The sequence below is a fragment of the Paenibacillus sp. FSL M7-0896 genome (assembly GCF_037975415.1).
Lineage (GTDB): Bacteria > Bacillota > Bacilli > Paenibacillales > Paenibacillaceae > Paenibacillus_AQ > Paenibacillus_AQ silagei.
Genome location: NZ_CP150250.1, coordinates 2177756 through 2198470, shown reverse-complemented (window position 1 = coordinate 2198470; position 20715 = coordinate 2177756). Strand labels below are relative to the sequence as shown.

The following is a 20715-nucleotide window of genomic DNA, read 5'->3' as shown; positions in this document are numbered from 1 at the left end:
TGAATTACTTCACCATTACCTTAAGCAGATCATCCAGCTTCATCTGGTTGGCCGTAATCCCCCCTGATTGCCAGTGTGAACGCTCCATCCGGTAGATATTGCCGTTCTTGACCGCAGGCAGGTTCTTCCACAAAGGGCCATCGAGAATTTGGATCGCCTCCTGGTTGGCCGCAGTATCCCAATTCCCGTTGTCAGGGAACACAATGATATGATCCGCTTCAAGCTCGGGGATCACTTCTTCGGAGATGATCGACTGAAATTCCGTCATCTCAGCGGCCATAGGAGCAGGTGTCAGACCGAATTGATTATAGAGCACACCGGTAAAACGGTTTTTGACTCCAAAAAGAGCAACGGTTTTGTCTGCCACATTAAGCCGGATCACAGCCACCTTCTCTTGTCCCAAGGCCTGCTGCAATGCGGCTTTGCCGTCTGCTACCTTCTGGTCATATTCGGCCAGTACAGCCTTCCCCTTCTCAGGAATACCGAGCGCGTCTGCAACCGCTGTAAGGATTAGCCTTGAATCCTGCAATACGCTCTCCGGCAGGCGGTAGGTTGGGGCTACCAGGGAATACTGCTCAACCTTAGCGGCATCTGCACCGCCATCGGTAATGATCAGATCCGGTTTCTTATCGAGCAGCGCTTCTATGCTGCCGCTGATATCAAATTCAGGCACATCCAGATTCAGATAATCCTGCTTGCCCCAGCTGGGATGGTACCACTGCACCACCGGGGTGACGCCAAGCGCCTTCAAGTAATCTTCCACGTAGATTCCCGCTACCCGCTGAGGGTTCGCCGGAATCTCCACCTCCCCGAATTCCCCGGTTACCGTCCGTGTTGCCCCTTCTGAAGCTGTCGCTCTGCCAGTCTCTGCAGGAGCTGCACTGGCAGCTGCCGCATTTCCTGTCTGGACATTCTTGCCGTCCGCAGCCTTGTTATTCGTTCCGCAGGCCGCGATAGCGGACATTGCCAGGATAAGTACAGCGGTCCAAATGATTTTCAGGCCCCAATTGTTCATGTCTCTCTTCACTCCTGTGTCTAATTTCATTGATAATCATTCTCAGATGATCTTAAACACAATAGTAGCATGCCAGGATCAGCTTTCAATGCACTTTCTCTGCGAAAATCTTATACAAACTTATAGTTTGACCCTGCCAAGCTGACGGGCCCATCGTTTATAAGCGGTCTCCCACATATCTGTCGCGTCCGGCCCCCATACCGGCTGCGAACAGCAGTACGCTTGCTAATACAAGCAGCGCAAGCGGTAGATTCCAGCTCCCCGCAGCATCATGCAGCAGGCCAAACAGTGCAGGTCCCGCCGCCGCCAGCAAATATCCGGCAGACTGAGCCATCCCTGACAGCTCGCTGGCCTCCTGTGTGGTCCGGGTGCGCAGGCTGAAAAACATCATCGCCAGACCGAAGGCGAAGCCCCCGGCAATCCCTATGCAGATAGCCCATAATGCCATCAGTGCGGTACTGCCCAGCCAGACGCCAAGGATGCCAGTGATAAACAGAACCGAAGTTATCACCACCGGCTGCCGTTGGCTCTTCATCCTTCCCACCCAGAGCGGCACGAAGAAGGTGAACGGCAGCTGGGCCAGCTGCATCAGCGAGAGAATCCAGCCGGCATGGCCGGCAGACATCCCCCGCTCACCTAGGATCACCGAGAACCAGGCAATCAGCACATAATAGAGCAGGGATTGCAGCCCCATGAACAGCGTAACCTGCCAGGCGAGCGGGGAGCGCCAGACCCTTGCCGCTGAAGGGGATGCAGTGCCAGCCTGCCCTGACCCCAGACTCTTCAGCTGCGGAATCCAGAAAATCGTAGCCAGTGCAGCAATCATGAACCAGAGCGCCAGCGTCCCTCTCCACCCCAGCCCCGCACGGGTGGCCAAGGGAACACTCAGCCCCGAAGCAGCCGCTGCACATATGTTCATGGACACGGTATAGATTCCGGTCATCAGACCGATGCGGTGCGGAAATTTCCCCTTGATCAGTCCCGGCAGCAGCACATTACAGACGGCAATCGACAGACCGATCATCGCCGTACCTGCGAAGAAGGTTACCGTGCCGGAAGCCGAACGAACCAGAATTCCCATGGACAGCGTGAGCATGGCCAGCACCAGGATATTGGGCAGTCCCAGCTTGCGGGCCAGCCGGGGCGCAAACGGTGACAGCAGGGCAAAAGCCAGTAAAGGTAAAGTCGTAATCGCTCCCGCCAGAGTATTCGACAACCCCAGGTCATCCCGGATCATCTCCAGCAGAGGTCCGACGGAAGTGAACGGGGCGCGCAGGGCAGCGGCCACACAGATGATTCCGAAGACGAGCATCCATCTGCTGCGGATATCCGCAGCAGATGAGGACAAGGCCGGGCTTGTCCTCTTGTTATTTTCACGGCCGAGCTTCATGTTGTACCTCCAGGTCGCAGCAAAGCACCCGTCAAGCCCGGGGCTTGTCAGGGAATACAGCCGCTATATGTATTACGCCCTTCAACCTAGGCGCATTATTTCATTATACCATATCGCTTGATGGAGCAGCCTCCTAGGCAGAAGAAAACCGCCGGTCTCAGGGCCGGCGGCAGGGCAACAAGTGAAACAGAATTAGAGACAGAAGGATTTAGTGATGATGACGAGCAGGATGAATAGAACCAGAATCGCTCCAGTTGAAGTGAAGACTCCGCCGTATCCCCCAATATTTTCGCTCATGTTAACTCCTCCTTTATGCCTGTATATTGTTAAAATATGTATAAATTCGCTTTTCGGTATGGGTTAAACGGCAATGAATTCCGCAGTATATTTCTAATTTAAATGTTCTCACCGTTGACAAAACGTGTAACCCGCTTTAGTATCCTAAACATAGGTTCAATTGAGAATCAATCTCAATAACCAGATACATAACATATTACAGAAAAGAGTGAACAAGAGATGCTGCGTCGTTTTTTCTCCTATTACCGTCCTTACAAGAAGCTGTTTATCCTTGATTTCACCTGTGCGGTGGGTGCCGGTCTGCTGGAGCTTGCTTTTCCGGTGGCTGTCAATAAATTCATTGATGATCTGCTGCCGGGTCAGGATTGGCCGCTGATTCTGATTGCCTGCGTTGCCCTGCTCGGGATCTATGCGCTCAATACGGCGATGAATTACGTCGTTACCTACTGGGGGCATATGCTGGGCATTAATATTGAAACCAATATGCGCAAAAAAATGTTCGATCATATCCAGAAGCTCAGCTTCCGGTTCTTCGACAACAATAAAACAGGTCACCTGCTCGGCAGAATAACCAATGACCTGAACGATATCGGGGAAGTCGCGCATCACGGGCCGGAGGATGTGTTCATTGCCGTCATGACGCTGGTCGGCGCATTTGTGCTGATGGCCGATATCAATCTTCAGCTGGCCGTGATCACCTTCATCATCGTGCCGATTATGGCCTGGGTCATTATCCACTTCGGACGCAGCATGACTGAAACCTATCACCGTCTATTCGGCAACGTAGGAAACTTCAATGCCCGGATTGAAGATAATGTCGGCGGCATCCGCGTGGTCCAGTCTTTTGCCAATGAAGAATTCGAGAAAGAGCTGTTCGCTGTGGACAACCAGAAGTTCCGCGAGACCAAGCTGATGGCGTACAAGCTGATGGCCAAAAGCTCGTCGGTCAGCTATATGATGACCCGTCTGATCACCATTGTAGTGATGGTCTGCGGGGCGTGGTTCTTCATTCAGGGAGAGCTGGAAATCGGGGAATTCGTCGCTTTCATTCTGCTGTCCAACGTCTTCTTCCGGCCGATTGAGAAGATTAATGCTGTTATCGAGAGTTATCCGAAGGGGATTGCCGGCTTTAAACGTTATCTGGAAGTCATTGATACCGAGCCGGATATCGCTGACAAACCGGATGCAGTAGCGGTTGGCCCGCTTCGCGGGGATATCAGCTTCAGCAATGTCAGCTTCGGCTATGAAGACGACCGCAAGGTGCTGGAGGATATTAGCCTGAACGTTAACGCCGGTGAGACGATTGCCTTCGTCGGACCCTCCGGTGCGGGGAAAACAACCATCTGCAGCCTGCTCCCCCGGTTCTACGATGTGACCGGCGGCGCGATCTCCATCGACGGGATCGACATCCGAGATATGAAGCTCAGCTCGCTGCGCAAGCAGATCGGAATCGTACAGCAGGACGTGTTCCTCTTCTCCGGCACGATCCGTGAGAATATTGCCTACGGCAAGCTTGATGCAGGGCTGCAGGAAATCTGGCAGGCTGCCCGTCAGGCCCGCCTGGAGGAGCTGATTAACAGCCTGCCGAATGGCATGGACACTGTGATCGGCGAACGCGGTGTCAAGCTGTCCGGCGGACAGAAGCAGCGCCTGGCCATTGCCCGGATGTTCCTGAAGAATCCGCCGATTCTGATCCTGGATGAAGCGACCTCTGCGCTCGATACCGAGACAGAAGCAGCGATCCAGCAGTCACTGGCCGACCTGTCGGTGGGCCGCACCACGCTGGTCATTGCCCACCGCCTGACGACGATTAAGAACGCTGACCGGATCGTTGTTGTCAGCGAGGACGGCATCTCCGAGGAAGGCCGCCACGAGGAGCTGGTGAACGCCGGTGGCACGTACAGCCGCCTGTATCAGGCGCAGTACAATGCCTAGGGGCATCCTCCTGATGCGGAAACAGCATTAATTAAAGACATTGCACATGAATACCCTTGCGGGATGCAGCCATTGGCTGTATTTCGCAAGTTTTTTTGCGTTGGCGGGCTTGGTTGCTGCAACCTCCGATGAATATTTTCGTCTAAGAATACAATTACTGGATTTCCTTAATCTATTATGATTCTGAAGAAAGCGGGGCCATGCTATGAGAATTAAAATGCTCATCGTGTTAACGGTTGTTGTACTCTTGTCCGGCTGCTCGAAAGGGGATCGGATAAAGGGAAGCTCTGAAATTGATTGGGTAGATTTTGTTAAAATAAATGGAGTTTCATACTCCGGATCTTGGGACCGCGTAATTAAGAATCCAAGTCAGGTCACTACTGAGATTGTTGGTAAGGTGGATTTTAAAGTCGCGGATGTTGTCACTAATCCGGATTACCGGATAAAGGATGGGGATGCTGCCTTTTTAGAAAAGGGAACCCCGTTATACCGTGTTGAAGGCTTTAAGACCAATGAAGTCATTGCTGCTATGGATGAAGCAAGCATTGGGGGCTACCGCATCTATGTAGAGGATGATTTCACTAAAAAGGTACGGCAATCTTATAAAGACATAAATAAAGACAAAATAGAACGAATTGAATTATTTCGTCTGGAGAATGTGAAGCCTTACAGGACTTTATCCGACAGTGAAGCCAAACGGTTCATTCACCTGCTGGAAAGCGGGAAAAACACACAAAACTATACCCCTCAAAATAAGGAAGGAGATCCAGAATACTATAAAGTAGTCTACTACACCGATCAGCCGATTGCCTACGCTTTTTCTCTTGCCGATGATGGAGTCGAAGTATTTTTTTCGCCCGGGGACACCCGAATTGTAGACAAAGAAATCCGCACACTAATTCAGCCTTAGACAATCCGTCATAATGTCAAAAAAAAGCTGCCCCAATGTCGTGATCGCCAATGAGACAGCATCCTTTTATTTTTTAGCAATATGGCACTTCAGCAGCTTGCCCTTCACGGTAGTCTCCTTCATCGCCTGCAGTACAAGCGAGCCCTTACCGTTCAGAATATCGACGTAGGTCACGTTATCCTGAATCGTGATGATCCCGATGTCCTCAGCCGAAATGCCCTCAAGCTTCGCAATGGTGCCGACGAAGTCCACCGCGCGGAGCTTCTTTTTCTTGCCGCCATTGAAATAGAGCTTCATGATGTCCTGGTTCATGACCTCGGTTTTGCCGGCTTTGCGGACCTGCTGCTTGCCCAGCTTCAGATCGAAGGCAGGTTTGGCATAGGCCACGGCATCGTCCGAAGGAGCCTTCATCTCCGGCAGGCTGAAGCCGATATAGCCTTCGATTTCTCTGACCCATTTGTGTTCATTCGGCGTCACGAAGGTGATCGCTTTGCCGCTTTTGCCTGCGCGGGCAGTCCGGCCGGTGCGGTGGACGTAGCTCTCTTTTTCGAGCGGGATATCGTAGTTGATGACATGGGTGATGTTCTCGATATCAATTCCTCTGGCCGCAACGTCGGTGGCGATCAGATAACGGAACTGGCCCCGCTTAAAAGCATTCATCACCTCAAACCGCTCGTCCTGCTCCATGCCGCCGTGAATCTTGTCCACCGGATATTCGAGGTCGGCCATCCCGCGGAAGAGGGCATTCACCTGCTCCTGGGTCCGGCAAAAAATAATACAGCTATCCGGGTTCTCCACCGTCAGCAGGTCGCTGAGCAGCCCGAACTTGGCAGCTTGTACAACCTCAATCAAGGCATGCTCAATCGATGCTGTCGTAATTCCGCTGGCTTCAATCTCAATATCCACCGGGTCCGTCATATACTTCCGGCACAGATTCTTGATCACTTCCGGCAGTGTCGCCGAGAACAGCATCGTTACACGTTCCTTGGGCAGCTGCTTAATGATCTTCTCGATCTGTTCGATGAAGCCCATACTGAGCATCTCGTCCGCTTCGTCAATCACCAGATATTGTATCCGGCTCAGGTTCAGCGTACCGCGCTCAATATGGTCGAATACACGGCCCGGCGTGCCTACAACGACATGCGTCTTCTGGGTCAGCTCCAGCTTCTGCGGGGCAAAAGGCTGCTTGCCGAACAAGGCTACCGCCTTGATCCGCTTGAAGCGCCCGATGTTCGTAATATCCTCTCTCACCTGCTGGGCCAGCTCCCGGGTAGGGGTCAGCACCAGCGCCTGGGGTTTGTTCTCCGCCCAATCGGCAAGCTCGCAGAGCGGGATGGCGAATGCTGCGGTTTTGCCGCTGCCGGTCTGAGACTTGACGATCAAATCCTGCCTCTTGAGCGCTACCGGAATCACCTTCCGCTGCACCTCGGTGGGGTCCACATACTTCAGAACCTCCAGCGCGCGGATAATCTCCTCATTCAGACCATAATCACTAAACTGTACTTGTTCTTCACTCATATTATATTCTACCTCTTCTATGCTGATTGTTCCGGTTCAGGCGGGGCCAGCCCGCGTTCCATCCATCTTGCGCATTATTCCATTATAACACCTACTCCGCCCCCTGATTCCATTCCTTATCGAATTGCTCCAGAAAAATCAGCATGAACCGGTGCCGCTCCTCCGCCAATTGCTTGCCGTGCGGGGTGTTCATGAGGTCCTTCAGCTTCAGCAGCTTCTCATAAAAATGATTGACCGCCGTACCCTTGGAATAATCGCGGTATTCCTTCTTCAGCGATTCGTCACGCGGGGGAATCTCCGGATCATAGACCGGACGGCCCTTCGCACCGGAGAAAACCATCGTCCGCGTGATGCCGATCGCCCCGAGCGCATCCAGACGGTCCGCATCCTGGACCACCTGCCCTTCCAGCGTTGACATGGGCTCGCCCCCGCCGCCGCTGAAGGACATTGTCCCGATGATCTCCATAATATGCCTGCACGCAGCTTCATCCGGCAGATGTGCGGTGAGCCATGTTTGTACTTTGAGCAGCCCCGCCTCCTTGGAGGGGTTCAGCTTCTCGTCTGCTACATCATGCAACAGGGCGGCTATGGTGCAGATCACCACATTTGCCCCTTCCATCCCGGCAATCAGCGCAGCCGAATTCCGTACCCGGTTGGTATGGAACCAGTCATGGCCGGTGGTATCCTGGCCGAGTTGCTCCTTCGCGAAGTTCTCTGCTGCTGTAATCAGCTCTGTATGATTCATTATGATTGCTCCTTTATGGAAAATAATGCAGGTCTTGCGCGGTTGCTCCTGATCCGCTATAATGTGCTGTAATCCAGCCGGAAGGGAATTGATTCGCATGAACCGCTTGTCCATCATAACGAATCAGCTTCATCATCACAAGCAGCGTTAGCACACCTGAATTCATTCAGGGAGGGCTAACGCATTTCGCGTTCGACCTCCCTGCGGCATAGATAAGCGCGCAGGACCATGGGGTCCGGCGCGTTTTTTATTTTACCGGAATTCACATCTAAAGGAGCTGTGCTGTATGCAAAATATTAAAGGAACTTACGATTACTTCGGCCGGGAACAGGCCATCCGCCAGAAGGTGCGCACTACGCTGCAGGAGTTGTTCGAGCTGTACGGCTTCGAATCGATGGATACAACCCTGCTGAATGAGCTGGAGCTGCTGACCTCCAAATACGCCGGGGGCGATGAGATTCTGCGCGAAATGTACCAGTTGGCCGATCAGGGCGGGCGCAGGCTGGGGCTGCGTTACGATCTGACGATCCCTTTTGCCAAGGTGATTGCCTTAAATCCGGGCATTGAATTCCCCTACCGGCGGTATGAGATCGGGAAGGTGTTCCGCGATGGTCCGGTCAAAAAAGGCCGCCTGCGCGAATTCCTGCAATGTGACGCCGATGTCGTCGGCATTGCCGGACCGCAGGCGGAAGCGGAGCTGATGCAGCTCGCCGCAGAGGCGTTCCGCCGCCTTGCGATTCCGGTTGTGCTGAAGTGGAACAACCGCCGTTTCCTGGGTGAGATTCTCGGGGCGGTCGGGGTTCCGGCAGAGGAACAGCTCTCGGTGATGCTGACCCTCGACAAGCTGGCTAAGATCGGCAGCGGCGGGGTGCTGGCAGAGCTGACGGACAAGCAGCTAACCGCTCAGACGGTTACACTGATCTCAGAGCTGCTGGAGCTGAAGAACCCGGGATTCAAGGAACTGGTGGAGCGGTATAAGCTTGAAGGGCTGCCGGGGACGCTCGAAGTGCAGGCCTTGCAGCAGCTGATTGATGCGGTTGGACTTGCGGACATGTGCGTCTTCGATCCATTTCTGTCACGCGGGCTGTCATTCTACACGGGGACAGTCTATGAAATCTTCGATGCTTCAGGCAGCTATCCCTCAAGCCTGGGCGGCGGGGGCAGATATGACGACATCATCGGCAAGCTCGTGGGGCGTGATGATATCAAATACCCTACCGTGGGGATCTCCTTCGGCATGGAGTCGATCATGGCCCTGTTAGGCGAACGCCGGGAGCAGGCAGCGGCGGAGCGTTCCGGCGTTCTGATTATTCCCATTGGCGGGTATTTGCCGCAGGCTCTGGTTGCTGCTGCTGCGCTGCGTTCGGCAGGCATCCGGGTCACAGTGGACACCGGCATGCGCAAGCTCAAAAAAACGCTGGCCACAGCCAGCGCCAAGGGCATCCGCTATGTGATTATGGTCGGAGAGAGCGAAGCCGCTGAGCAGAAGCTGCGGCTGAAGGATATGGAGCTGGGGAGCGAGCAGCTGGTTACGGCTGAAGAGGCGGTTCGCTTGACTTCGAAATGATGGTTGTTAAGTAAATTGGAGTATCTCCCCCTCGCCTGTTTGGCTATCAGTATAGGATCAGTTTCAGATTACGCGTGGCGACAACATATTGTTGCATTTTTAGCAGGATTTTTATCAGACTTATCTCCAATAATGCAAATTGTTGCACTTTATGCAGGATTCCCAACGCAGTGACGCCTGGCGAGCACCGATTGTTGTCTTTTGTGCAGGATTTCCACCAGATTGCCGTTTTGGATCACGCATTGTTGTATTCTGTGCAGGATTTCGTATAACTCCATGGTTAAACGGGTTAAAGAGTAAAGAAGCTGCAAGCAGTCCTTATTAACAGTCTTTATTATCAGTCCTTAACATCCATAGAAGCCGTCTGTACCCTGCGCGAGCTGTCCCTGTACGCTTTGGGCGATAGACCGCTGCAATTCTTGAACACACGGTTGAAGTGGCGCACGTTGCCGAAGCCCGTCTCCTCAGCGATTCTGCTGATCTTCTCCCCGGTAAAGGCCAGCTTCCTGCGGGCCTCCTCCATGCGGATATGCGTGACAAATTCGCTAAAGGTGACGCCGGTCCTCTGCTTGAACAGATTGCTGAAATATACCGGGTTCAAATATACTTTTTCGGCTACCTCCTTGAGGCTCAGCGGATGATGATAATGCTGCGAAATGTAGCGCTGGGCCACAGTGACCGGATCGATATCCTTCATCTCTCTGGATTCGGCAATGCAGCCGGTCAGGGTGAGCAGCAGCCCACGGCATTGCTCGGCAAGCTCCTGCCGTGAAGAGAGGCTGCACACCTCGAACAGGATGGTGCGGATATCCTTCGAGCCCAGCCATGATTCGGTAACCCCAAGCTCCTCGGACAATTCATAATAATACAGCAGCAGCTTGCAGATTTGCTGGTGAATGCTCTCGGGTGATTCGGCCGTGCTGCACAGCTCCTCGATCATTTGCTCCACAATCGGGCCGATGCCGGCTCCTCTTCCGCCGGTAATCGACTTCTCCAGGATCTCCCAGGACCACTTCAGGGGGCCGCTGCCTTCGTTGGGGCGCTGCTTCATTTTGGCATAATCCAGCAGCTTGTCACCGCCTTCAATCAACCGGTACAGGAGGGCAATTCCGGCCTCGTTGTAGGCTCTGGGGATTCCCGGCAGCCCTTCTGCCGGATTGCTGACCCCGATCGTCACCGTCAGATTGGACAAGGAACGGATCTGCCTGCGGATCAGGTCCCCCAGTGCTCCCGGCGCTGACAGGGAATGCTGCGGGTCTGCTGTATTAAGCAGGGCAACCACCTCAGTATCCGACTGCACGAAGCTTATTCCTACGGCCTGACGATCGATCATCTCCTGGACGACCTGCTGGATATACAGGAGGAACAACGATGCATCTCCCCGCTGATAACGCTCCTTCTCCACGGAATGCTTATCCAGCTTGATGACCATGCAGATGAAATAGGGATGACCGAAGGCGAAGCCCAGCTCACGCAGCAGCCGCAAGTCGCTGTCCGCCGTCTTGCCTTTCAGCAGACTGTCCGCCAGATGACCGGCCACATGCCGTTTCAGCACAGGCTGCACCTGCCACGGCTGACCGCTTCGCGCAGACTGCTTGTGACGCTCGGCCAGCTCCTGCCCCAGCCGCTCCAGCACACGGCCCAGCTCCTGGCGTTCCACCGGCTTCATCAGATAGTCCTTCGCCCCCTGGCGCATGGACTGCTGCACATAAGCGAATTCATCATAACCGCTGACCACGATGGTCATCAGATCCTTGAAGCGACCCGCAGCCAATTGCTGCAGCTGGATACCGTCCATCCGCGGCATGCGGATATCGGTGAGCAGCACCTCCGGAGACAGCTCGGCCAGCTTGTCGAGTGCATCATAGCCGTCGCTGGCTTCACCGACCACCTCCCAGTTGCTGTCCAGGCTGGTGATCATTTTGCGCAGTCCTTTGCGGAAGACCGATTCATCGTCAACAATCAATATTTTAGGCAACCCCGTCATCCTCCCTTGCAATGCCCTGATGATGAATGACCGGCAGCTTGAGCACGGCCTTGAAGCCCTGATACGGCATACTCTCCAGTGAGAGGCCGTATTCCTCCCCGTAATGCAGCACGATCCGGCGGTGGACATTCAGCAGCCCGTTGCCGGAGCGCCCGCCGAGCTCCTCCGTATTCCGCAGATGCTGCCGGAGCGCCTCCAGCGCCTCCGCATTCATACCGATGCCGTCATCCTCGACCGTAATTGTAAGCACCTGATTGCTGCTGCCTGCGGTCAATGTAATCACGCCCCGGCCCACCCCCTGGTCCAGCGCATGATTAATGGCATTCTCGACCAGCGGCTGGATCATCAGCGGAATGACCTCGCAGTCCAGCAGGGAGGGCTCAATATTCATCGTGAATTGAATACGTTCCTCATAGCGCATCTGCTGGATGGCCATATAGCCGCTTACATGGTCCAACTCATCCTGCAGCGTCACCTGCTCCTTGCGCCCGCTCAGACTGTAACGCAGCAGCTTACTCAGGTTGTTAGACATGGTTATAATCTCCGGGCTGCCCTCAAGCTCGGCATACATACTGATTGAGCCCAGTGTATTGTACAGAAAATGCGGATTGATCTTGCTCTGCAGCGCGGCAATCTGCGCATCCTTCTCGCGGATTTCCGTCTCATAGAGCAGATAACCCAGCTCGCTGAGCTTGGCAATCATGCCGTTAAACGAATGGCCCAGCAGCCCCACCTCATCCGTCCCGCTCACCGGAAAAGCCTGACTCAGATCGCCGCGCTCAACACTACGCATCAGCCGGCTCAGCTTGCGCAGCGGCTGGGTGATCCGGTAGGCGATGAACACATACAGCAGCAAGGCCAGGCCTACACAGATCACGCCAATGAGAATAAGATACGTGCGCAGCACCTCGGTATCCTTCATCAGACCGGACACCGGCACAACGCCCACGGTGGTCCAGCCGGTCACCTCAGAGGTGACATGGGCGACCAGCAGCCCTTCACCCCCGGACTTCACATGGCTGACCCCTTCGCCCGTTCTGCCGGAGGAACCATCCGCTACTCCCTGCGGAATTCCGTGATCCTTGCCGATAACCAGGTTGCCGGAATCATCCGTAATGTACAGCAGCTCCTGGGGGTCCAGCGTTACCTTGGACAGAATCTCACGGATGAACTTGGGGTCCACATCAATGACAATGTACCCGAGCGTGACTCCGTCATCGAAGCTGCGCAGCTCCCTTACGATGGAGAAGGCCTGATATACATTTCCGCCGCTGGACCTTAAATCATGCGTGGCCACATAGACTGGCTGTCCATAATGACCCTTGAACTTATTCAGCCAGCTCACATTCTCATCCAGCTTGTAAGTCGTGACATACTGGCTCTCCGGCATGACCACATAGGAAGCTCCGCCCGTACCGTACAGGGATACGCCCAGAATATCGACCCGGCCGTTCAGAAACACCTGGGTGACGAAGCTGTTGAGTCCGCTGATCTCATCCAGCGTCAGGGGTTCGCCGGGAGCACGCTTCGTGGCCAGATAATCGGTCACCTTGGGATATTGATAGGGCATCACGGTCAGCCGGTTCAGCTCATTCATATAGGTATCGATATTCAGGGTAAGCTGCTTCAGCGTCTGGAGCTGGTAATCGCCTACCTTGCGCTCGGTCGTTTCGGTGAAACGGGCAAAGGCGAAATAGCCCATCAGTCCCAGCGGAAGCACAATGAACACGACATTGATAAGAATAAGCTTGCGCGCAAGCGCCAGGTTCCTGAACCAGCCGCGAAAGGATTTCAACCGCATTCCCCCCTTGCTCCCTTAAAGTCATTTCTTCAGTTGAAGGTTGATGCTGTCCACCGCCTGCTGCAGAGCCTGCGCCGGACTTTGCTCCTTGTAGATCATCCGCTCAAACTGCCGGATGATCTCTTCATTAATACTCCACTGCTTCATATTCCGCGGCCAATAGACTACGGAGTTGGCGGTATTCGCATAGTCACTGCGGAATTTCAGCGCGGAATACGCCCCGCTCTCCACGACCTTCCGGGAGCTCGGGACATGGCCCGCCTCCGCCCACATCACCCCGTGCTCAACGGCCCAACGGGCAAAAGCCATCGCCGCCCTCCGTTTCTCCGTACTCATCTCACTTTGGGCCGGAATCGCCAGCGTATGCGAATCTCCCCAGACGGCCGGATGATCATAAATGACCGGAACCGGCACAACCCCCAGCTCCAGCTTCTCAGCCTTCTCAAAAGCGCCCGTGCCCCATACCCCGGTAATCAGCACCGCCGCCTCCCCGTCATAGAACAGCTTGAAGGCATCATTGATCCCCGGCGGAATCAGCTCCCGCTGGTACAGACTGTTGACGAACTCCAGCGCCTGTAACGATGCCTTATTATTGAAGACCGCCTGTGTGCCGTCCGGATTGTAAAAGACACCGCCGCCCTCGATCTGATTGTACAGGCTCCACCATAACCACACGGAATCAATCCGCGTGCTTGGCAGAGCAAGCGGTGCGACACCGGGCGGAACGGATTGCTTCAGCCTTTGCAGAAAAGCGGTAAAGCCCTGCTCTCCCCTACCGATCACCGGTTTATCCGCTGCATCCAGCAGCCCGGCCGCTCTTAAATATTTCTTGTTATAGTAGAGCACCAAGGTGTGCGTATCCAGAGGTACCGCGTAATGAGCGCCTCCGTAGACGGTGGATTCGGCAATTTTGGTGCTGAACTGGCCCCAGTCCAGGCCCGTCTCCGCAGCCAAACCGTCCAGCGATTCAATATAACCGTTCTGCACGAACTGCGGGAGATTGGTGGCATGGATCACCGCCAGATCCGGCGCATTGCCGGACAGAATGGCTGTCCGCAGCCGGGAATAGTAATCATCCAGCCGGGAGTTGATCTGATCGATCCGGATATCCTGGTGCTCCTTGTTGAACTGCTCTACCAGCCTGGTCATGAAGATGTTGTCTCCCCCGCTGAACGGGGTCCAGTATTCGAGAATCACCGGCTGGACAGCAGGTGTCTGCGGCGGCTCCTCCCTCTCTGCACCACACCCGCCCAGCAACGGCAGTACAATCAGCAGAATTGAAAGCGCACTCAGTTTAATGCGTCTGTATCCGGTTTTGCAGCTAGTATCTCTCATATGAGTAAGCCCCCGTCTTGCTTCCCGTCTATGAATCTGCCTGATCATTCACTCTTCTGCCATATATCCATATAATCTATACTGAAGCTGCCTTGTCTGTCAAAAAGAATGATCTTATTCGTCCCCCGCTGTAATTTCAACTCCAGCTGCCAAAGGGAAGGCTGATTGCGCTCCTGCGGGAGGGGGGAATAGGCCGTCTTCGCACCTCCGTTCACCGCCAGCTCCAGCTTCGCGTCCGGCGAAGCATTCATCACCGCCACCAGCACCGTATAGGTTCCGCTGTGCGGGACCTGAATATGACTGAACTTCAGCGCAGCACCGCTTCCGCTTAGGACAGCCGCTGCCCCGCCCGAGGCATAGGGATTATCCTCTGCCGCAGCGTTCCCCTCCATAGCCTGGACCTCGCCTTCATATCGCGGAATTTCAATCGCTTTCACCTCCGTCACAGCACCCTCGGGCAGCTCTATGGCTACTGTATTCTTCCCGGCTGTGAACGGCAGGCTCAGATAAGCATAGCCGGTCTGGCCCCCACCGGATGGCGGCAGTGGAAGCACCGCCGCCGGCGGACCGCCATTCAACGAGACTGCTGCCCCGGCCGGTTCTCCGCCCGGATTCACATAATGCACCAGCAGCGGGATCATGGTATCCACCGTAGACGGCAGCGACGGGAATTCCAGCTTGTTCCCGCTGCGCAGGGCGGCTTCCGCCTGGAGCACGCCCATGCCTGCGGGAACCGGGATGGCCTCACTCAGCGGCAGCGGCTTCCCGAAGACCGGCAGGCCGTCAGCGTCCCAGCTAACCGGCTGGGCCCGTGCCTTGCGGTTGTTCCAGCCGTCCTCCGCCCCTGTCGTGGCATGATAGACGATCCACTGCTCGCTTCCGTCCGGCGAGACCGTGAATGAATTATGCCCCGGACCGTAGACTCCGGCGGCTTCATCCATGGCCAGCAGCGGCTGTTCCGCCTTGATCCAGTCTGCGGCCTCCAGCGGGTTGCCGCCCGGCTTCAGGGCAAGCAGTCCCAGGCTGTAGTACGGAGTCCAGCTTCCAGCACCGGAAAATACAATGAAGACACGGCCGTTATGATGAAGGACGGACTGGCCCTCATTAATATAAGGCGGGCCTCCGGCCTGCTCCCAGGTAAGCAGCGGCTCGCTCAGCAGCACCCGCGGTCCGCTGATCGTCAGCGGGTCACTCATCGGAGCAATATAGGTATTCTGCGCAGCGTTAACCTCCCCTTCCCAGCCGGACCAGACGAAATACAGCTCCCCGTCCACCTCCATCGCCAGCCCGTCGATCGCCCATTTATTACTGCTGTCAGTTATCTGGCCCTCGAAGGTATAGCTGCCCAGCGGATCACCGCTGTCCGCTTGCAGCACATACATCCGGTGGTTCTCGTTCTGTCCGTCATCTGCGGCAAAATAGATATACCAGCTTCCCCGTATATACTGCAGCTCGGGTGCCCAGAGATTCGCCGAGTAGGCTGTCTCCGCCGGCGGGTACCATACGACCTTCCGCTCCGCCTGGCGGAAATCCAGGGTGAGCGACTTCATCACCATAATATCCGTTCCGTTATGGGTGAAGGTCATATAATAATATCCATCCTTGTAGATCACACTCGGATCAGGCGTATCGATCTCGGCCAGCGTGTTCTTGAATGTTCCCCCATGCCCCTTATAGACTTCATCCTTAAAACTGTTATTGGGCTTCAGCAACAAGTATGCACCTCCTGCGAGTATAAGGAACAGAAGCGCCGCAAGGGAGTAGATTATTCTACGTGAATGTTTGCCTGCCCATGCCTTCTGCTGTGTATCAGGTTTCATGCTCATCTGCTTACCTCCCCGTCTTCCGCTATTTCACTCCTGAGCTGGTAATCGCCCTAACGAACGACTTCTGGCCGGCAATGAACAGGATCAGCACCGGCAGCGCCGCGATGGTGGTCATGGCCATTAATTTACCATAGCTCTGGGTATAGCTGCCGGTGGCCATCATGGCAATCCCTGCGGTGATCGTCCGCATCTCCGGAGAGGTGGTCGCGTACAGCGGCCAGACAAAATCATTATAAATCCCCATAAAAGTGAAAATCCCCAGTGTCGTCATGATCGACACCGCTGAAGGCAGCAGAATTCTCCGATACAGATTCCACTTGTTCACCCCGTCGATCCGGGCCGCTTCCTCGATCTCCTTCGGGAAGGAGACAAAGAACTGGTACAGCAGGAATACCCCGAATGCCCCGGCGGTAGCCGGGAGGATCAGCGCCTGATACGTGTTGATCAGACCGAGTGTATTGAATTCGATGTACATCGGCAGAAAGGTCAGTACGCCCGGAATCATCAGCGAAGCGATGAACATCGCCAGCAGCGTGCGGCGCAGCGGCAGATCCGGCAGACGGGCCAGGGCAAACGCCGCCATGGAATCGATCAGCAGTACGATCGCTGTGCCCGCAATCCCCACCGACAGGGAATTGACAATCCAGCGCAGAATCGGGGTATTCATCAGCTCCCCGCTCAGCCCCTGGACGAAATTATCAAGCGTCGGTTTCTTCGGCAGGAAGTTCATCCGCCCGGAGAGGGCTTCAAAATCATTTTTGAACGCAGTGGACAGCATCCAGACCAGCGGCAGCAGCACGAACAGCGCAATCAGGATGGCCAGCAGCAGCAGGCCTGTTTTTTTGGCGTTTCCCATCTATACCTTCTCCTTCCGGTTCGTAAGACGGAACTGTACGATTGACACCAGCATGATCAGCAGCGCCATCAGAATCGCCATCGCCGAAGCCGAACCGATATCCTTGCGCACGAACGCCTGGTCCAGCACATTGATCAGCAGCACCCGGGTGGTATCTCCCGGTCCCCCGCGCGTCAGCAGAAACGGCTGGGCGTAAATATTGAAGGAAGCGATGGTCGAGGTGATCATCACGAACAGCATGACCGGCCGGATGGACGGCAATGTAATCGACACGAAGCGCATCCAGGCATTCGCCCCGTCCATGGAAGCCGCCTCATAATAATCCTCCGGCACCTCATTGAGCGCATTCACAAAAATAATCATATTGAAGCCGATCGTCCACCAGAGTGTCGTAAGCACCAGCGCAATCCAGGCCCATGGCGTAGCGGTCAGCCAGGGGATGCCGGTTAGGCCCAGCTTTTGCAGCAGACTGTTAATGAACCCGGCGTTCGTATCGAACATCATCAGCCAGATAACAGCCATCACGGAAGCTGACAGCGCGTAGGGCAGGAAATAGAAGGTCCGGAACAGACCCCGGAGCTTCGCCGGCAGTGCATTGACCAGCATCGCGATCCCCAGCCCGGTAATAATCAGCAGCGGAACCGAGTACAGGACAAACTGAAGAGTGGTCCACAGCCCCCGGAAGAAAATACTGTTCTCATACGTCCCCGGGGTGAAAATGGTCACGTAATTGCGCAGCCCCACAAAGGGGTGGGCAGCAGACAGCAGCTCGAAGTCCTGCAGGCTGATGACAAAGCCATACAGAATCGGGAAGAGCAGAAACAGCGCGAAGGCAGCCAGATAGGGCAGCACGAACAGAAATGAGGTCAAGCGTGAAGTCCACAGGGTTTTCAAAAGTGTCTCCTCCTTAGGGTAAGGAAAAGCGGGAAGCTCCTGCTCCCCGCCATATCAACCGAATGATCCGCTCCACGGACCAGCTATTTCATCGCCTGACGGGATTTGGCTACAGCATCATCCATCGCCTGCTGCGGTGATTTTTTGCCAAGCAGGGCACTGCTCAGCTCTCCCCATACCGGCTCAATAATCGTTCCCCAATTCAACACATTCGGTGCAAACTGTACGGAGGAGAAGCTCTGCGACACTGTACTCTGGAACTCCATCGCCTTGAATTCAGCGCTGTCCATCACGGTCTTGGAGGCTACCGCCTGCCCGGATTCCGCCCAGTCCAGCGAGTTGCCGGAGACATATTTCAGGAAATCGCCGATCCCGGCCAGCTTCGTGCTGTCTGTCACGGACTTGGGAACGACGAAGCCATGCGAGCCTGCATAAATTGCCTGCTTCGCCTTTCCGATCTGCGGCATGACGGCGACGCCATAATTAAGTCCGGCTTCATCGAACTGGGATTTCATCCACGGCCCGTTGAACTGGATGGCATTCTTGCCCTGCAGGAACAGGGTATTCTCACCATCCTGCTGAACATTGGCCGGGGAGACCCCCTTGTCTACCATATCGCGCAGCCACTGTACCATTTCAACCGCTTCAGGTGAATTGTAGGCTACATCCGTTCCGTTCCAGAGTTCCCCGCCATTCTGCCAGACGAGGGACGGGAAGATGAACTGCTGCGGCCAGAGGGTCGGCACCACGTATCCATAGACCCCCTTGGATTTGTCCGTCAGCTTCAGCACAGCGGCATCGAATTCGGCACGGTTCGCTGGAGACGCAGTGATGCCTGCCTTCTCGAACAGATCCTTGTTGTAATACATAACGACCGGATGAATGTCCAGCGGGATCGTATACAGCTTATTGTCGATCGTGGCATATTTCACCGGAGCTTCGGCAAAATCAGCCGGGTTGATCCCGGCCGCGGCCGCCAGCTCATCCACAGGCTGCAGTTGCTCCTTGCTCTGGTACGTCGGCACCTGATCGACATGCATAATCATCAGGTCCGGCTGTTCCTTGCCGGTACTGAGCGCTACATCAAGCTGTTTGTAATATTCGCCATTCGGCTGGATCACGAAATTCACTTTATACTTATCCTGGGAGCTGTTGTATTTATCAACGATTTTCTTCATGAACGGGCCGTCCGAGCCGGAGAAGGGTGACCAGAACAACAGCTCTGTCTTTTTGCCGCTGCTGCCGCCTCCGTCCGCGCCCTGTGTGGCCCCTCCGCTGTTCGCGCCGTTATTCTTCGCATTGTTGCCGCCGCAAGCGGTTACAACCAGTGCCAGCATCATACCCATTAGTAAAAGTGATGCTCCCTTTTGCATAGATCGCTTCATCTGTATACTCCCCTTTGACCGGTGATTCAAAGCTGACTGCTCTTTGATGTCTTTATGTTACCGCCGCAGGGGAGGGCAATAAATGTCCTCAGGCTAGGTTCAGTGGACATATTTACAGATTGCACAGCTTCATTCTACTTGCACAGGTTCGATTCTCTTGAACAAAAAGCGGGAGTCCGCCAGATAATCCTTTAGATAGGCCAGCGCATACGGCTGTTCTTCGCGCAAGCTGGGCAGTTCATCGGGATTAGAGATGTGGTGGCTATAGTTTCCGATCATGATCTTGACAAAGAAGCATTCCAGCTTCCGTTCGTAATCAGGTTCCAGCGCACGGATGCTGCTGTAGCCCCGAATCAGGCTCCTGCGCTGCTCCGTGGACAGCTCCAGCAGAGCAGCAGCCAGATCATACAGGTAGAAGCCGTAGCCGCAGAGGCCGAAATCAATTGCCCGGGGCTGGCCGTCAGCGAACACCACATTCCCAAAGTGCAGATCACCATGGATCAGGCCATAACTGGCGGGGGCTGGCATCATAGCTTCGAGTTCACCCGGGATTCTGGCGGCGGCAGCCTGATAGAGCTTCCGCCATGCTTCCGGGACCAGAGCCGAAAGATGCTTCTCCAGCTTATTCCAATGCTTGCGAAAGCTGTCCGCTCCCCAAGCCGGACGGGTGAACTCCGCCGATGGTACAAACTGTTCGCCCGCTTCATGCATCCCGGCCAGCATCACGCCTACAGCGTGGAGCTGCTCATCTGTCAGATTGCCCGCTGCATGTTCACCTTCGACCCAGCGCATCAGGGTAACATAGTTAAGCTCCTGCGCTCCACCGTAAGGTTCATTGCCAGCTTCATTGCTAGCCTCAAGGATATATCTGCCGCTTGAATTGGGCAGCCCCACGGGGACAACCAGCTTCGCTGTCCGACTGAGATGGCTGAGCCATTCCAGCTCCGACAGAATTTCTGCCCGGCTGCACCGTTCGCCATGAATCCGCAGCAGCAGCTTGCCCGCTGTTTCCGTCTCTAGCTTGAAGGTGACACTGTCGGACTGCTTAATATATTCAACTTTTGTCCAATCCAACTCATATGCCTTAAGCGCCCGCAGTACTATATCCCTTGCTGCTGTTTCTAATTTCATCTTCCTGCCCCCTCATATGGATGTCTGCATTCATTATAGGGTTGGCGGAGGCAGCGGACATAGATAATAGACAGGTATAACCTGACTTTTGCACACAAGTGGAAACGGCTTTGCCGTCCTTTT

General features: G+C 54.9%; 17 protein-coding genes. 3 read left to right on the top strand and 14 right to left on the bottom strand.

The genetic code is table 11. The features are described 5' to 3' along the window. Nucleotides 1-4: 4 nt before the first annotated feature. From MKY12_RS09180 to MKY12_RS09170, 3 genes are all read right to left on the bottom strand, one after another. On the bottom strand, nt 5-1015 hold the full coding sequence (locus tag MKY12_RS09180) for an ABC transporter substrate-binding protein (protein WP_339255262.1): 1011 nt from the start codon (nt 1013-1015) through the stop codon (nt 5-7). A gap of 157 nt (nt 1016-1172) precedes the next feature. Beyond that, complete coding sequence (locus MKY12_RS09175) at nt 1173-2405, bottom strand: MFS transporter (RefSeq protein ID WP_339255260.1); 1233 nt, start codon at nt 2403-2405, stop codon at nt 1173-1175. 192 nt (nt 2406-2597) lie between these two features. After that, nucleotides 2598-2702, bottom strand: coding sequence for a YjcZ family sporulation protein (locus MKY12_RS09170; RefSeq protein ID WP_209874443.1), 105 nt, complete (start codon nt 2700-2702; stop codon nt 2598-2600). Between the two features lie 219 nt (nt 2703-2921). Here MKY12_RS09170 and MKY12_RS09165 point away from each other — a divergent pair, with 219 nt between their 5' ends. Together MKY12_RS09165 and MKY12_RS09160 are read left to right on the top strand one after the other, a co-directional pair. Beyond that, nucleotides 2922-4637, top strand: coding sequence for an ABC transporter ATP-binding protein (locus MKY12_RS09165; RefSeq protein ID WP_339313538.1), 1716 nt, complete (start codon nt 2922-2924; stop codon nt 4635-4637). Between the two features lie 205 nt (nt 4638-4842). Then, entirely contained in the window at nt 4843-5547 is a 705-nt protein-coding gene (locus MKY12_RS09160; RefSeq protein ID WP_339313537.1) for a hypothetical protein, read from the top strand. A 66-nt stretch (nt 5548-5613) separates the two neighbouring features. On the opposite strand, the gene MKY12_RS09155 is transcribed toward MKY12_RS09160, so the two are convergent. The 3 genes from MKY12_RS09155 to MKY12_RS09145 all read right to left on the bottom strand — a co-directional run bounded on the left by MKY12_RS09155 (nt 5614) and on the right by MKY12_RS09145 (nt 7964). After that, nucleotides 5614-7065, bottom strand: a complete 1452-nt coding sequence (locus MKY12_RS09155) for a DEAD/DEAH box helicase (protein ID WP_339255255.1) — start codon at nt 7063-7065, stop codon at nt 5614-5616. 91 nt (nt 7066-7156) lie between these two features. Continuing rightward, nucleotides 7157-7810, bottom strand: a complete 654-nt coding sequence (locus MKY12_RS09150; protein ID WP_339255253.1) for an HD domain-containing protein — start codon at nt 7808-7810, stop codon at nt 7157-7159. 13 nt (nt 7811-7823) lie between these two features. Then, entirely contained in the window at nt 7824-7964 is a 141-nt protein-coding gene (locus tag MKY12_RS09145) for a hypothetical protein (RefSeq protein ID WP_339313536.1), read from the bottom strand. A 132-nt stretch (nt 7965-8096) separates the two neighbouring features. Here MKY12_RS09145 and MKY12_RS09140 point away from each other — a divergent pair, with 132 nt between their 5' ends. After that, the gene (locus tag MKY12_RS09140; protein ID WP_339255250.1) at nt 8097-9377 is read left to right on the top strand and encodes a histidine--tRNA ligase; all 1281 of its coding nucleotides are present in this window, start codon (nt 8097-8099) and stop codon (nt 9375-9377) included. A 337-nt stretch (nt 9378-9714) separates the two neighbouring features. Here MKY12_RS09140 and MKY12_RS09135 read toward each other — a convergent pair whose 3' ends face one another. The 8 genes from MKY12_RS09135 to MKY12_RS09100 form a co-directional block, all read right to left on the bottom strand. Then, nucleotides 9715-11355: a response regulator gene (locus MKY12_RS09135; protein ID WP_339255249.1), complete on the bottom strand. Its 1641-nt coding sequence runs from the start codon at nt 11353-11355 to the stop codon at nt 9715-9717. Beyond that, complete coding sequence (locus MKY12_RS09130; protein WP_339255247.1) at nt 11348-13159, bottom strand: sensor histidine kinase; 1812 nt, start codon at nt 13157-13159, stop codon at nt 11348-11350. Before MKY12_RS09130 ends, MKY12_RS09135 begins: the two co-directional genes overlap by 8 nt. Nucleotides 13160-13186: 27 nt before the next feature. Further along, nucleotides 13187-14500, bottom strand: a complete 1314-nt coding sequence (locus MKY12_RS09125) for an ABC transporter substrate-binding protein (protein ID WP_339255245.1) — start codon at nt 14498-14500, stop codon at nt 13187-13189. 44 nt (nt 14501-14544) lie between these two features. Next, entirely contained in the window at nt 14545-16326 is a 1782-nt protein-coding gene (locus MKY12_RS09120) for a family 43 glycosylhydrolase (RefSeq protein ID WP_339313534.1), read from the bottom strand. A gap of 22 nt (nt 16327-16348) precedes the next feature. Further along, nucleotides 16349-17182, bottom strand: a complete 834-nt coding sequence (locus MKY12_RS09115; protein WP_339313533.1) for a carbohydrate ABC transporter permease — start codon at nt 17180-17182, stop codon at nt 16349-16351. Beyond that, the gene (locus tag MKY12_RS09110; protein WP_339313532.1) at nt 17183-18076 is read right to left on the bottom strand and encodes a sugar ABC transporter permease; all 894 of its coding nucleotides are present in this window, start codon (nt 18074-18076) and stop codon (nt 17183-17185) included. An 83-nt stretch (nt 18077-18159) separates the two neighbouring features. Continuing rightward, nucleotides 18160-19461, bottom strand: a complete 1302-nt coding sequence (locus MKY12_RS09105; protein WP_339313531.1) for an ABC transporter substrate-binding protein — start codon at nt 19459-19461, stop codon at nt 18160-18162. A gap of 129 nt (nt 19462-19590) precedes the next feature. After that, entirely contained in the window at nt 19591-20592 is a 1002-nt protein-coding gene (locus MKY12_RS09100; protein ID WP_339313530.1) for a phosphotransferase, read from the bottom strand. Between the last annotated feature and the right edge of the window lie 123 nt (nt 20593-20715).